The following is a 14,564-nucleotide window of genomic DNA, read 5'->3' on the forward strand; positions in this document are numbered from 1 at the left end:
AATGTCGTTACTCAGTGACGGTAAACAATGAATTACTGCTCCGTAGTTCAGTGATTTTGACTGCGCCGTCGGAACCGGCGGTGATTACATGGCTGCCATCGGCACTGAAGGCTGCTGAGGTGACGCAGCAACCATGAGGGTTAATGCTGTTATGGTGGGAAATGCTGGCTTTTTCTAACCATGTACCATCGGCCTCCTGACCAATTATTTTCGCTGTTTCGTCACTACTGCCAGTCACCACATGACGGCCATCAGGGCTGAAAGTGGCTGAGAAGACTTCGTCTTCATGGCTGATGTTGGCGACAGGCTCCCATGATCCATCGGTTTTCCGGGCACAGATTTTTATCGCGTTATCACTACTGGCAGTTACCAGATAACGGCTATCGGGGCTAAAGTTGGCATCGCAGACACAGTCAGTATGGTGAATGGTGTCTTCTGGTTGCCATGATCCATCGGCCTTATGACCGTAGATTACAGCCTTGCCATCTTTACTGGTAGTGACTAGATGGTGGCTATTGGGGCTGAAGGTGGCTGATTGGACGCTGCCATGATGGTCGATGCTGACTTTTTCTAACCATGATTCATCGGCCTGCTGACTAAGGATTTTTGCCGTTTTATCTTTACAGGCGGTCACCAGGTGCTGGCCATCGGAGCTGAAGCTGGCAAATTTGATCTTACTTTTCTGCAAGATAGTAGCTTCGCTTTCCCATGATCCATCGTCCCTGAAGCCATAGACTTTTGCCGTTTTATCTTTGCTGGTAGTCACCAGATGGCGGCTATCAGCGCTGAAGCTGGCTGAGACGACATCATCAGTATGAGCAATGATGCCCGCCAGTTCCCAGGACCCATCGGCCTTGTGGCTGTGAATTAAGGCCGTGCCATCATAACTGGTAGTCACCAGATGCTGACTATCGGGGCTGAAGGTGGCTGAATTGACCCAATGGGCATGGCGAACGACGAGTTTTAGTTCCCACAATCCAGCATCCTTATGAAAGTAGATTTTTGCTGTGTGATCTTGACAGGCGGTGACCAAGTGGCAGCCATCGACACTGAGGCTGGCTGAGATCAGTGCTTTATGTTCGTGAATGGTCGCTGTTGTGACTAATTTAAATGTTTTACATTCAGCCATCAGCCTGGCTTTGGTGAAAAAAAACAGAGCAGGCACATAAGCCCCCTCCGGGTTGCGATCTGTGAGTGACTTCACCAACGCCTGATCATTCGTGAACGATTCAAACCAATCACGAAGTTGATCCTTATTTTTTGTATTGATGGCTATCCTCAGCTGACTCTGGGCGAGGAAGGAAAACGGCGATACCAGGCTTTTGCCTCAGCATTATCCTCTTTGATTGCATCGCGAAGGAGGGTACATACCTGTTTTAAACGGCAGATATCCCGAAGTTCCAGACAGCGAAAAATCATGGGTAATGAGGATAAGTCCAGCAGTGAGGGTTTATCCTTTTTTTCCCTGATTGCTACAGTGACACTCCTGCCTGCAATGGTGCCCGTTGTTGTTGCCGATTCCTCTTGCCCGGGTGGTGGTGAGTTGTGACTTTCACTACTGAAGTCAGTATCTATTCCATTCATGTCTGGTTCCCCGAGAGTAAATATTTATTCCCGATAGTTAAGGATGTCGAACAATAATCTCGTCGGTTAGAGTCGGTTTTGAAAAGAAAGTTCATTCTATTGTTGAGCGAAACGAGCAAAGTGTCCGTCTTTCTGCATAGGCAGAATGTCGCTACTCAGTGCCGGTAAACAATGAATTACTACTATGTACAGAGTTTGCCCCGTAGAGCCCAAGCCATTGATGATCATTGCAACTACAGCTTGTCCAATAGTGACATTACGAACATCAAAGTCATTTGTGATACGGGCATCAATATATTCGGCTATCTTTAACTCCCGACACCATAGTGGCAATCAAGCCAGGGTGGTTGAGGTTCTCAGACGGGTACTTAGGTAAATATCAGTCGCTGTGGTGAAAGGCAGTTATCGAATGAGCGTAAAACCCCGTACTTTGATGACGGGGATGAAAGCTCGGCTTGCAGAGCAAGCCCCTTGTGCTACTTTACTATCCGTCAGGTGTTTTTAGCGATTACGCTACCTGACAGGAAAAGTAAAATACCTTCCGCTTTCTGCCCGTGTTTGTTAACGGGGTCGCCTAGACAATCCGAAAGGTAGAGCAGATTGTCGAATAAGGTGTATGCCGCTATAGGGTAAGGTATACACTGCGGTCGAGCATGACCGTCTAGCTATACACTGCGGTCGAGCATGACCGTCTAGCCGTAGGAATCCCCGTCCTTTAGAGGGTGTCGCAAAACTCCAACAGCTCGTTCCCATGCTCTTAGGTCGTCATTCCCGCGAAGGCGGGAATCCAGCGCCAACGGTGGATCTCTGCCTTCTCGGGGATGACAAGGCCAGGGGGGCACCGGGCAGTATGGTTCTGGTGGTCAGTCAGTGTGGATTCCCGCTTTCGCGGGAATGACGAGAATGAAGCCGGGAATGACGAGAATGAAGCCGGGAATGACGAGAATGAAGCCGGGAATGACGAGAATGAAGCCGGGAATGACGAGAATGAAGCCGGGAATGACGAGAATGAAGCCGGGAATGACGGGAGTCAAATCGTTCCCACGCTGGAGAGAGTTTTGCGACACCCTCTGAAGATGTGAACCAGAGTTTTGCGACACCCTCTTTAGGGCGGGGAGGATGTCAATGCTAACCGATAACTCTGGGATGGATATTAATATGAGAGGGATTTCTTGATGTTACCTGCTGCTCTAGTTGATAAATCAGACCTTTACAGCCTGACAACGAATCCGGATCAGAATGCCGGGACTGCGATTCCATCCATAGGGGCTGATGGTTCATCCGAAGGCTATTTGGCTGGTCATGATACCACTGTCGTTCCCGATCCAAAGTCACTGACCGAGCGCACCTGCCGTCCACCTGATTCAGATCAGGCTGCTGACTGTTTTTCCGGCAACCGGGAACAATTTGGGGGCAAGGGAATGTTTTTGCGGCGCATGAAAAAAGCCGGTCTGTCTGTTCCGCCCTTTGAATGTGTTACTGCCCAGATCATGAATGGGCTTGAACAACACCCTTTGGATACCCATCTTTTAGACCGTTATTTACCTGAGTTTGTTTGTGAACCCCAGACTGAAACCAGTGTCAAAAGCATCCGGGAGTCTATCAATGCCTTGCTGCCTTCAGAGCAAACCAGAAGGGATGAATGGCTGGTGGGTCTGGCGCAATTTATTGCCAGTGATGACTATTACCAACAGGTTAAAGATTCCGACGCGGCCCGGCAAATCAGGGCTTTGCGCCGCCAGCTGGAAGAGCTTTCTAAATCACAGCCCGTGATTGTGCGCAGCTCTGGCATTAATGAAGATAACTACGGCGATGCCCAGGCGGGCAAATACCTTTCTTTAATTCAGGAAGAAGAGGATGTTTTAAGTACCTGCCTTAAGGTCATGGCTTCAGCTTATCGGCCTGAAGTCTGTCCCGAAGGCATACCAAAACCGATGGCACTGATCATCCAGCAGTGTATTGACTGCAAATACGGCGGGGTTGTCATGAGCTTTCAATCTTTTCAGGATGATACCGTCAGGGTTGAGTACACATACGGTCAACCCAAAGGTGTGGTAGCAGGGCAGTCCGGCAACAGGCCCCACCGTATTGATATTTATCGCGAGGATCGTAAAGAAGAAGCTGACAGCTATCAATACTTTGTCGGGGCGATCTCAAGTCATTTCGTTCTGCACAAAAAGAACAACGGCTACTCGGAAATATCAATTGATAATGTTAATGCTCAATCAGACGACGGTGGACAGAAACTCACTGATGAAACGGTTTCAGAACTCATAGAGGCGGTGACAAAGCTGGAAGACCTGTTGCTCTGTCCTGTGGATGTGGAGTTTGCCATTGATCGCCGGGGTTGCCTGTTGCTGTTACAGGTGCGCCCTGTTACCCGACTCTCTGGCAGCATGGATTTTGCCATGCTCATACCCAAAGAGACTCTGACCATTGGTGAGGGCATCAGCGAAGGCTATTGCACCGGAACACTTTGGCTGGCCCGGGAACAAGCGGCTGACTCTATGCCAAAGGGAGCCATTGTCGTGGCCGACCACGCTGAAGAGTGGATGCTTGAGCCAGAGTTCCTTAAGCAAGCAGGGGGTTTTGTCTTTGCAAAAGCGGGATTCAATGATCATGTAGCGATCCTCATGAAACAGGAAAAAATAACCTTAATGCGGTGCGCTGAAGAGTTTGCGGCATTGGCCCCTCAGAATGGCCAGCAGGCGACGCTGGCCTGCGCCCGCTTTAACGGTGAGCCCGGAGCCTTTATTGTTGTTGGTGATCTTACCGGAAAACTGGCCAGTCGCAGAAGCCTGGCCTCTGCTGTTGCTGATGCACCCCTGGCAAAGGCCATCCCGTCACGGGAGGATTTGTCTCCCCCTGAAGGCACATTCCTTGAGGTTGCCAGCGGATTTAAATGGCTCACGGAACAAAACGCCCGACTGTTGGTATTTTTTGCCTCCGGCAGCGGACTGGATTGTCTGGCAAACCCGATAAAACTGAGCATGTCGCCACAACGATCAAAGCTACTGGCTGAGACCAGGGAGAGCGTCAATCGGCTGGTGCTTGGGACTCAGTCACTGTTGGCTGGGTACCGGGCATTCCTGGGGCTGGCGGGTAACAGTGATTTATCTCCGCTCAAGTCATGGCGGGAAGAGTTACCGCAACTGGTCAACCGCTTCGAGGCTCTGAAAAAGACCATCCGATATGGTTTGGAGAGTATCATTCTCCCCTCGCAAGCCGGTGAAGAAGACCAGAAATCCAAGGGCGCTTTTCGTCACTGGCTGGCCGCCTGCCAGCAGCTGCAATCTTGCCTTCAGGCACTTAACCCCAAGCAGGCTGATCAGGTCCGGAGTGTCCATGAGCTGATTTTTGCCCTGCATCAGCGCTTCGTAAAGGCACTGGCACCGGTCACAATAGCCTCGGGTCAGGGCCGACTGTCCAGTGAAAGGAAAATTACCTATGTCGATTGTACAACCTCAAGTGATGAGGAACCGCTATTGAGGCCGACCGGCAGAGCATACATGGAAGAGTTGGGGCTCTCAGGGACGGTTATCAGTATGGATGAAGCCATAATTGTTAACCTGAATCTTGGCAGTCATGTGGGCGTGATCGAGCTACTTGAACAGGCAGAGGGAGGTAAAGAAAGAACCTTGCGGCTAACCTTTTCTGACAAATTTGATAGACCTTTTGACTATGGTAGATCCGGCAAGTTCAGGCGTATGTGGTTTCTGGCGCAACTTCTTAAAGAGATCAGACTGGATGAAAATGCGGGTAGCATGAAGCTGAGTTGCAACGCCGCAGCGGGTGAAATGATCGTCGAATGCCCCCGAATGAAATCACGTAAATCCATGCAGTATGCCTTTGAACATCTGATCATTGTATTACGTGCTATGTATAATCTCGATCGTCAGTTCGGGGATAAACTTATTTTTGAAGGCGGCCAGTGGGACTTTAACCGGCTTGCACAGCGCCTTGGTCGTGATGTTGCGACAGAAGAGGATAGATTCGCCTTTCAACATTGCCTTTTCGTAATGTCTTATCGGAGTGGGGGGAGTTGGTACATTACAGCAGCTTGCTGCCGGTTATTAAGCAAATACTACCAACAGTTTATTCATCATGCCCGGCGGTTTGGTGCCTGTCAGTACTCAGTATTTCTCCGGGAAAAACCGGAGGAAAGCCTGCTGGAAATGTTAATGAGTGATGAGATAACTGAGGATATCCGCAGGGAACTCTTACATCATTTTTTATTATTAAATCCCATAAGCGCCACCCGATTGGTTGAGCGAGTGTATAACCTGGAAAATCAATGCTTTGTTATCAATCCATCGTTCAGACACAAATTGGAGTTTTATGCGCCACCGGGCCCACCGCTCGGGGATCATAAAGAAAAGCTCAGGAGTGCCTTGCTGAAACATGGTCTGGACTGTGCCAGCCAGCGGGTTCGAAATGATAAAGACTTTGTATTACCCGTCATGTCAGAACATCCCATGGAGCTGCGATATTTGAGTGAAAAGTTGCGAGATGATAGAGAGATTGTCATAGCCGCTGTCGAAAAGTATCCGGGAGCTTTGCGTTATGCCAGTAAAAGACTTCGGAGCGATAAAAGCATTATTGGATTGGCAGTTGCTGATGGCATTTATGCCTTAACATTCGCCAGTGATACGGTATTGAGTGATCCTGAGTATATGCTGGAGTTAATTGCAAAGAATCATGAAGCTTTCCATTATGCTGCTTCCGAGCTTAAAGATAATGAAGCTTTTATCAATGCAGCAAAACAAAGAAGCCCCGAACTTCGTGAATACCTCAGATAATCTGCAAACAAGGCCTGATCGATTCAGAAAATGTGGACCAGTGCCAACCCTGTTGTTTTTTCTACTGCGTGCCTGAAGCTGACGGGGGAACTTTATAAAAACATGATTGTCAAACGTAAAGATAATCACCAGTCGTTGATTCAAGGATGAATATTAACGTGAGAAGGATATCTTTATGTTACCTTTACCACCTGAAAAAATTGGCAGATCAGATTTTCAAAGCCTGGCCAGTGTCCCCAATCAGAATATTAAGGCTGATAGTTCATACAAAAGGTATTTCAGTGATCTTGAACCCATTGGCTACTGCGACGCAACGTCACTAGCCAAGCGCAAATGCCACTCACCTGTTGCAGATCAGGCTGCTCATTGTTCTGTTGCCAACCGGGCACTACTGGGCGGCAAGGGAATGTTTTTGCAGCGCATGAAAGCAGCCGGTTTGTCTGTGCCGGCGTTTCAGTGTGTGACAACTCAGGTCACCAATGCGCTGGAACAATACCCTCTGGATAGCCAGCGTCTGGAACCCTATTTCCCCGGGATCGGCGATGAACCGGAGGCAAATATCAGTCTGGCAAACATCAGGGAATGCCTCAATGCGATGCTGCCTTCAGAGCAAGCCAGAAGAGACAGCTGGCTGGCAGGTCTGGCGAACTTTATTGCCAGTGATGACTTTTATGAGCAGGTTAGAGATTCTGAAGCGGCCCAACACATCAGGGATCACGGACTATCAACATCAGGGCCGCTTATTGTCCGCAGTTCCGGCATCAATGAAGATAACTACGGCGACGCCCAGGCGGGCAAATACCTTTCGGAAGTTCAGGGAGATGAGGATATTTTGCGAACCTGTCTAAAGGTTATGGCCTCAGCTTACCGGCCTGAAGTCTGTTCCGAAGGCATACCGCAACCCATGGCGCTGATTATCCAGGAGTGTATTGACTGCCTGCACGGCGGAGTCGCCATGAGTTTTCAATCCTTTGATGATGATACCGTCAGGGTTGAGTTCACACGGGGGCAGCCCAGAGGGATAGTGGCCGGGCAGTCCGGTAACAGGCCCCATCGTATTGATATTTTTCGCAAGGAAGGCGCCGACAGCTATCAATACTTTCCCGGGACCATCTCAAGTCATTACATCCTGCGTAAAGACAATAACGGCTATTCGGAAATAAGAATGGATGATGCCGATGCCCAATCAAACGACGTTGAACAACAACTCACTGATGACATGGTTGCAGACCTCAGGGTGATGCTGACAAAGCTGGAAAAGTTGTTGCTCTGTCCGGTGGATGTGGAGTTTGCCATAAACTATCAGGGTCGTCTGTTCCTGTTGCAGGTGCGTCCTGTCACCCGACTCTCCGGCGGCCTGGATTTCGCCATGTCCATACCCGAAGAGACCCTGGCCATTGGCGAGGGTGTCAGCGAAGGCTATTGCACCGGACCACTCTGGCTGGCTGAAGAATCAGCGGCAGACTCTATGCCAGAGGGAGCCATAGTCGTGGCCCGACACGCTAAAGACTGGATGCTTGAGCCCGGGTTCCTGAAGCGGGCAGGAGGCTTTGTTACTGCCACAGGCGGATTCAATGATCATGTCGCGATCCTGATGAAACAGCAACGAAAAACCCTGATGCTGGCCGGTGACCAGTTTGAGTCCGTGGCCGCTCAGGTTGGCCAACAGGCGACGCTGGCCTGTGCCCGCTTTAACGGTAAGCCCGGTGCCTTTATTGTTGCCGGTGACATGACCGGGAAACTGTTGAGTCACGGCATTCTATCCTCTGCTGTTTCTGATGAACCTTCGGCAAAAGCCATCCCTGCATGGGATGAATTGTCCCTCTCAGAAGGCGCACTCCGTCAGGTCGCCAGCGGATTTCAATGGCTCACGGATCAAAATGCCCGCCTGTTGGCATTTTTTGCCACCGGCGGCGGGCTGGATTGTCTGGCAAACCCGGTAAAACTGAGCATGTCACCACAACGATCAAAGCTATTGGCAGAGACCTTGGACAGCGTAAATCGACTGGTTCATGGGGCTCAAGCGCTGCTGGATGGGTACGGGGCATTCCTGCAACTGGCTGTTAAGCAAAGTTCAGACAGAGTCGAGTCATTGCGGCAAGAATTACCGCTGCTGAGCAACCGGTTCGAGATGTTGAAACAGACCATTCAATCCGGGTTAGAGCGTATCACTCTTCCCATGCAAGCTGCCGAAGAAGAGAAGTTATCCCCGGTAAGCTTTCGTCAGTGGCTGGCAGACTGTCATCAGCTACAATCCTGTCTTCAAGCACTCAACCCTAAAAGCGCTGAACAGGTGCGAAGTGTCCATGAACTGATTTTTGCCCTGCATCAGCGTTTTGTGGAGGCATTGGCACCGGTCACTCTGGACTCGGGCCAGGGCAGGCTTTCCAGGGAAGGTTTCGTTGACTACGTTGATTGCACAGTTCGGGGTAACCTGGATGAGAAGGCAGCGATACTGAGCCCGAATGGCAAAACATTAATTAAAGCATTGAGGCGTCGAGGGACTGTTATCACTATGGATGAGGCTGTGATTGTTAACCTGAATCTTGGCAGTCACGTGAGCCTTATCGAGCTGCTTGAACACGCAGAGGGGGGGAAAGGACGAACCCTGCGGTTGACATTTTCTGACCAATTTGAAAAAGATGATAACGCTGAAAATTTCGGCAAGTTCAGGCGTATGTGGTTTCTGGCGCAATTTTTGAGAGAGATCAAACTGGATGAAAATGCTGATCCCATGAAGCTGAGTTGCAACGCCGTAGCGGGTGAAATGATCGTCGAATGCTCTCGAATAAAATTACGTAAAACCATGCAGTATGCCTTTGAAAAACTGATCATTGTCTTAAGTGAGATGCGTGATCTGGATTTTCGGTTGCAGAGCAGACCCATTTTTGAAGGAAGCCATTGGGACTTTAACGTGCTTGCACAACGCCTTGATCATGATGTTGTGACAGAAGCAGATAGATTCGCCTTTCAACATGGCCTTTTCTTAATGTCTTATGAGCCTAGTAGTGGTTGGCACAAAACTGCCGCTTGGCGCCAGTTATTGAGCAAACACCATCAACAGTTTGTTGATTATGCTCATCGGTTGTGTATTTATCTTTTGTCATTGGTAAGTCGGGAAGAATCTGAACAAACTGCGCAGGAAATCTTGATGAGTGATGAGATGAGTGAGGACACCCGCAGAGAGCTCTTAAATCATGTTTTACTTCTCAAACCCAAAATCGCTACTCGATTGATTGAGCAAGTGTATGACTTGGGAAATCAATACTTTGTTATCAGCCCATCTTGCAATGACAAATTGGAGTTTGATGTATCACCGGGCCAGCCAATTGGGGATCATAAAGAAAAGATCAGGAATGCCGTGCTGAAACATGGATTGGAATATGCCAGTAAACAGGTTCGGAATGATAAAAACTTTGTATTACCCGCCATTTCAAAAGATCCTGCACAATTGCGAAAATTGAGTAAGAAACTGAGAGATGACAGCGATGTCATCAAGGCCGCTGTCGCAAAGAATCCAAAATCTCTGCGTTTTGCAAGCCAAAGACTCCGAGGCGATAAAGACATTATCCGAATGATCACTGCTAATAGTATCCGTCACTTACGAGTAGTCAGTAAAGAGGTATTGATGGATCGCCAGTATATGCTCGAACTAATTGAAATAAATCCTGGAGCTTTCAGTTATGCTGCTCCGGAGCTTAAAGATGATAGGGATTTTATCAATGCAGCAAAACAAAGAAACCCTAAAGTTCATAAATTCCTCAGATAATCTACGAATAAGGCCTGATCGGTTCAGACAACCTTGACCGGTGCCAACCCTGTTGTTGTTTTTTCTACTGCCTGTTTAAAGCTGACGGGGGAACTTTATAAAAACATTATGGTCCAATCAAAGGTAATGACTCACTGTTGAATCATGGATGAATATTAACGTGAGAGGGATACCTTTATGTTACCTTCACCACCTGCAACCATTGGCAGATCAGATTTTCAAAGTCTGGCAATTGACCCCAATCATGAGACTGAGGCTGATCGTCCAGCCAAAAGGTATCTTGGTGATCCTGAAGCCACTGGCGTTCCCGACACAAGGTCACTAGCCAAGCGCAAATGCTGTTCTCCTGTTCAAGATCAGGCTGATCATTGTTCTCCTGCCAACCGGGCACTAGTTGGGGGCAAGGGAATGTTTTTGCAGCGCATGAAAGCAGCCGGTTTGTCTGTGCCGGCGTTTCAGTGTGTGACAACTCAGGTCACCAATGCGCTGGAACAATACCCTCTGGATAGCCAGCGTCTGGAACCCTATTTCCCCGGGATCGGCAATGAACCGGAGTCGGAGATCAGTCTGGCAAACATCAGGGAATGCCTCAATGCGATGCTGCCTTCAGAGCAAGCCAGAAGAGACAGCTGGCTGGCGGGTCTGGCGAACTTTATTGCCAATGATGACTTTTATGAGCAGGTTAAAGATTCTGAAGCGGCCCAACACATCAGGGATCACGGACTATCAACATCAGGGCCGCTTATTGTCCGCAGTTCCGGCATCAATGAAGATAACTACGGCGACGCCCAGGCGGGCAAATACCTTTCGGAAGTTCAGGGAGATGAGGATGTTTTGCGAACCTGTCTAAAGGTTATGGCCTCAGCTTACCGGCCTGAAGTCTGTTCCGAAGGCATACCGCAACCCATGGCGCTGATTATCCAGGAGTGTATTGACTGCCTGCACGGCGGAGTCGCCATGAGTTTTCAATCCTTTGATGATGATACCGTCAGGGTTGAGTTCACACGGGGGCAGCCCAGAGGGATAGTGGCCGGGCAGTCCGGTAACAGGCCCCATCGTATTGATATTTTTCGCAAGGAAGGCGCCGACAGCTATCAATACTTTCCCGGGACCATCTCAAGTCATTACATCCTGCGTAAAGACAATAACGGCTATTCGGAAATAAGAATGGATGATGCCGATGCCCAATCAAACGACGTTGAACAACAACTCACTGATGACATGGTTGCAGACCTCAGGGTGATGCTGACAAAGCTGGAAAAGTTGTTGCTCTGTCCGGTGGATGTGGAGTTTGCCATAAACTATCAGGGTCGTCTGTTCCTGTTGCAGGTGCGTCCTGTCACCCGACTCTCCGGCGGCCTGGATTTCGCCATGTCCATACCCGAAGAGACCCTGGCCATTGGCGAGGGTGTCAGCGAAGGCTATTGCACCGGACCACTCTGGCTGGCTGAAGAATCAGCGGCAGACTCTATGCCAGAGGGAGCCATAGTCGTGGCCCGACACGCTAAAGACTGGATGCTTGAGCCCGGGTTCCTGAAGCGGGCAGGAGGCTTTGTTACTGCCACAGGCGGATTCAATGATCATGTCGCGATCCTGATGAAACAGCAACGAAAAACCCTGATGCTGGCCGGTGACCAGTTTGAGTCCGTGGCCGCTCAGGTTGGCCAACAGGCGACGCTGGCCTGTGCCCGCTTTAACGGTAAGCCCGGTGCCTTTATTGTTGCCGGTGACATGACCGGGAAACTGTTGAGTCACGGCATTCTATCCTCTGCTGTTTCTGATGAACCTTCGGCAAAAGCCATCCCTGCATGGGATGAATTGTCCCTCTCAGAAGGCGCACTCCGTCAGGTCGCCAGCGGATTTCAATGGCTCACGGATCAAAATGCCCGCCTGTTGGCATTTTTTGCCACCGGCGGCGGGCTGGATTGTCTGGCAAACCCGGTAAAACTGAGCATGTCACCACAACGATCAAAGCTATTGGCAGAGACCTTGGACAGCGTAAATCGACTGGTTCATGGGGCTCAAGCGCTGCTGGATGGGTACGGGGCATTCCTGCAACTGGCTGTTAAGCAAAGTTCAGACAGAGTCGAGTCATTGCGGCAAGAATTACCGCTGCTGAGCAACCGGTTCGAGATGTTGAAACAGACCATTGAATCCGGGTTAGAGCGTATCACTCTTCTCATGCAAGCCGCTCAAGAAGAGAAGGTATCCCCGGTAAGCTTTCGTCAGTGGGTGGCAGACTGTCATCAGCTACAATCCTGTCTTCAAGCGCTCAACCCTGAAAGCGCTGAGCAGGTGCGAAGTGTCCATGAGCTGATTTTTGCCCTGCATCAGCGCTTCGTAAAAGCGCTGGCTCCGGTCACTCTGGACTCGGGTCAGGGCATTCTGTCCAGAAAAGGGGAAATCACCTATGTCGATTACACGACACCGGGTGCAGAGGCACCGCTGCTGAGGCCGTCCGTCAAAGTACTTATTGCAGAGTCAGAGCTTTCAGGGACTGTTATCACCATGGATGAAGCCTTGATTGTTAACCTGAAACTTGGTAGTCATGTGGGCCTTATCGAGTTGCTTGAACAGGCAGAGGGGGGGAAAGGACGAACCCTGCGGCTGACATTTTCTGACCAATTTGACAGAACTGATTACGCTGATAAATCCGGCAAGTTCAGGCGTATGTGGTTTCTGGCGCAATTACTGAAAGAGATCAAACTGAATGAAAATGCTGATCCCATGAAGCTGTGTTGCAACGCCGTAGCGGGTGAAATGATCGTAGAATGCTCCCGAATGAAATTACGTCAAACCATGCAGGATGCCTTTGAAAAACTGATCATTGTGTTACGCGCTATGTATAATCTGGACATTTGGTTGAAGGGCAGACCCATTTTTGAAGGAGGCCAGTGGGACTTTAACCTGCTTGCACATCACCTTGATCGTGATGTTGCGACAGAAGCGGACAGGTTTGCCTTTCAACATGGCCTTTTCGCAATGTCTTATCGGAATTGGACTGGTTGGCAAAATACTGCCGCTTGCTGCCAGTTATTGAGCGACCATCACCAGCAGTTTGCCCATCATGTCCGGCGGTTAGGTAAGTATCAATCGTCATTGTTAGTATATAAAGAACCAGAAGAGAGTCTGCAGGAAATCTTAATGAGTCATAAGATGAGTGAGAACACTCGCAGGGAGCTCTTGCATCACTATTTATTGGTCAAGCCCAAAAACGCTACCAGATTCATTGAGCAAGTGTATGACTTGGGAAATCAATACTTTGTTATCAAGCCGTCTTACAGTTACAGACTGGAGTTTTATGCGCCACCAGATCAACCGTTCGGTGACCATAAGGAAAAGGTCAGGAATGCCCTGCTGGAACATGGATTGGATTATGCCAGCCAACGGGTTTGGAATGATAAAGACTGTGTATTACCCATCATTTCAGAATATCCCATGGAGTTGCAATATTTGAGTGAAGAGCTGAGGAATGATAGAGATGTCGTCATAGCCGCTGTCAAAAAAGATCCCAGACTTCTTTGTTATGCCAGCAAAAGACTCCGAAGTGATAAAAAAATTATTCAAATGGCCATTGCTGACAGTATAAATCCCTTATTTTTTGCCAGTGAAACGATATTGAATGATCCTGAGTATATGTTGGAGTTAATTGCAAAGAATCATGAAGCTTTCGATTATGCTACTTCCGAGCTTAAAGATAATAAAGCTTTCATCAATGCAGCAAAACAAAGAAACCCCGAACTTCGAAAATACCTCAGATAAGTACTCAGCCATACGGAATCGAATATTTCTGGCTAATTGGTCAGGTGCTCTGCAAGGCGCAACGACGGGAACATAGCAAGCTATGTGACCAGAGTTGCAACGCATCACGACTGCATGGATGCAGGAGCTAGTGCAGCCAAGCCTTGATATCCATACAGCCCACTCGTTCCGATACTCTGTGGTCGTCATTCCCGCGAAGGCGGGAATCCAGCGCCAACAGCGGGTCTCTGCCTTCACGCGGATGAAAAGGCCAGGGGGGCACCGGGCAGTATGGTTCTGGTGATGAGTCTGTGTGGATTCCCGCCTTCGCGGGAATGACGGGAGTGAGGCCGGAAATGACGGGAGGTGAACCAGGGTTTTGCGACACCCTTTGTTGCGTGGGAACGAGGGGTGTATGGATATCAGAGCTTAGCTGCACTAGAGCAACGCAGGAGCAGTTGCCGCGAGTGCCTGAACAATAAGTCAGAAAATATGATTTCGTATGGTTGAGTACTTAATCTGCGAACAAGGTCTGATCGATTCAGACAACGCTGACCAGTGCCAACCCTGTTTTTCTACTGCGTTGACGGGGGAACTTTATAAAAACCTTATTGTCGAACGTGAAGGTAATGACTCGCTGTTGAATCATGGATTTACATGAGAGGGATATC

8 protein-coding genes and 1 pseudogene are annotated in these 14,564 nt (G+C 49.3%); 4 read left to right on the forward strand and 5 right to left on the reverse strand.

The genetic code is table 11. The features are described 5' to 3' along the window. Nucleotides 1–7: 7 nt before the first annotated feature. The 4 genes and pseudogenes from ACO6VG_RS17365 to ACO6VG_RS17380 all read right to left on the reverse strand — a co-directional run bounded on the left by ACO6VG_RS17365 (nt 8) and on the right by ACO6VG_RS17380 (nt 2,618). A complete protein-coding gene (locus ACO6VG_RS17365; protein WP_422474901.1) occupies nt 8–1,204 on the reverse strand; it encodes a WD40 repeat domain-containing protein in 1,197 nt (398 codons plus the stop codon). 74 nt (nt 1,205–1,278) lie between these two features. Further along, nucleotides 1,279–1,584 carry an F-box protein gene (locus ACO6VG_RS17370; protein ID WP_422474903.1) on the reverse strand — a complete coding sequence of 102 codons (306 nt, stop codon included), beginning with the start codon at nt 1,582–1,584 and terminating at the stop codon, nt 1,279–1,281. Nucleotides 1,585–1,767: 183 nt separating this feature from the next. Continuing rightward, a pseudogene (locus ACO6VG_RS17375) lies at nt 1,768–1,909 on the reverse strand (DUF4277 domain-containing protein); the annotation flags it as partial. Between the two features lie 538 nt (nt 1,910–2,447). Continuing rightward, the gene (locus ACO6VG_RS17380) at nt 2,448–2,618 is read right to left on the reverse strand and encodes a hypothetical protein (protein ID WP_422474905.1); all 171 of its coding nucleotides are present in this window, start codon (nt 2,616–2,618) and stop codon (nt 2,448–2,450) included. 141 nt (nt 2,619–2,759) lie between these two features. Here ACO6VG_RS17380 and ACO6VG_RS17385 point away from each other — a divergent pair, with 141 nt between their 5' ends. The 3 genes from ACO6VG_RS17385 to ACO6VG_RS17395 all read left to right on the forward strand — a co-directional run bounded on the left by ACO6VG_RS17385 (nt 2,760) and on the right by ACO6VG_RS17395 (nt 13,914). Further along, complete coding sequence (locus ACO6VG_RS17385) at nt 2,760–6,383, forward strand: PEP/pyruvate-binding domain-containing protein (protein ID WP_422474907.1); 3,624 nt, start codon at nt 2,760–2,762, stop codon at nt 6,381–6,383. A gap of 175 nt (nt 6,384–6,558) precedes the next feature. Further along, complete coding sequence (locus ACO6VG_RS17390) at nt 6,559–10,152, forward strand: PEP/pyruvate-binding domain-containing protein (protein WP_422474909.1); 3,594 nt, start codon at nt 6,559–6,561, stop codon at nt 10,150–10,152. Between the two features lie 177 nt (nt 10,153–10,329). Further along, entirely contained in the window at nt 10,330–13,914 is a 3,585-nt protein-coding gene (locus ACO6VG_RS17395; protein ID WP_422474911.1) for a DUF4116 domain-containing protein, read from the forward strand. Nucleotides 13,915–14,041: 127 nt separating this feature from the next. On the opposite strand, the gene ACO6VG_RS17400 is transcribed toward ACO6VG_RS17395, so the two are convergent. After that, entirely contained in the window at nt 14,042–14,281 is a 240-nt protein-coding gene (locus ACO6VG_RS17400) for a hypothetical protein (protein WP_422132873.1), read from the reverse strand. Nucleotides 14,282–14,395: 114 nt separating this feature from the next. Here ACO6VG_RS17400 and ACO6VG_RS17405 point away from each other — a divergent pair, with 114 nt between their 5' ends. Continuing rightward, complete coding sequence (locus ACO6VG_RS17405; protein ID WP_422133464.1) at nt 14,396–14,554, forward strand: hypothetical protein; 159 nt, start codon at nt 14,396–14,398, stop codon at nt 14,552–14,554. The last annotated feature ends 10 nt before the right edge of the window (nt 14,555–14,564 follow it).

This window comes from Endozoicomonas sp. ALB032, assembly GCF_049310125.1.
In the GTDB taxonomy this organism is placed as follows: domain Bacteria; phylum Pseudomonadota; class Gammaproteobacteria; order Pseudomonadales; family Endozoicomonadaceae; genus Endozoicomonas_A.

Coding starts and splice junctions, on each gene's coding strand:
- ACO6VG_RS17370 (WP_422474903.1), bottom strand. CDS start 1,584: ATGAATGGAATAGATACTGACTTCAGTAGTGAAAGTCACAACTCACCA.
- ACO6VG_RS17385 (WP_422474907.1), top strand. CDS start 2,760: ATGTTACCTGCTGCTCTAGTTGATAAATCAGACCTTTACAGCCTGACA.
- ACO6VG_RS17390 (WP_422474909.1), top strand. CDS start 6,559: ATGTTACCTTTACCACCTGAAAAAATTGGCAGATCAGATTTTCAAAGC.
- ACO6VG_RS17395 (WP_422474911.1), top strand. CDS start 10,330: ATGTTACCTTCACCACCTGCAACCATTGGCAGATCAGATTTTCAAAGT.
- ACO6VG_RS17405 (WP_422133464.1), top strand. CDS start 14,396: ATGGTTGAGTACTTAATCTGCGAACAAGGTCTGATCGATTCAGACAAC.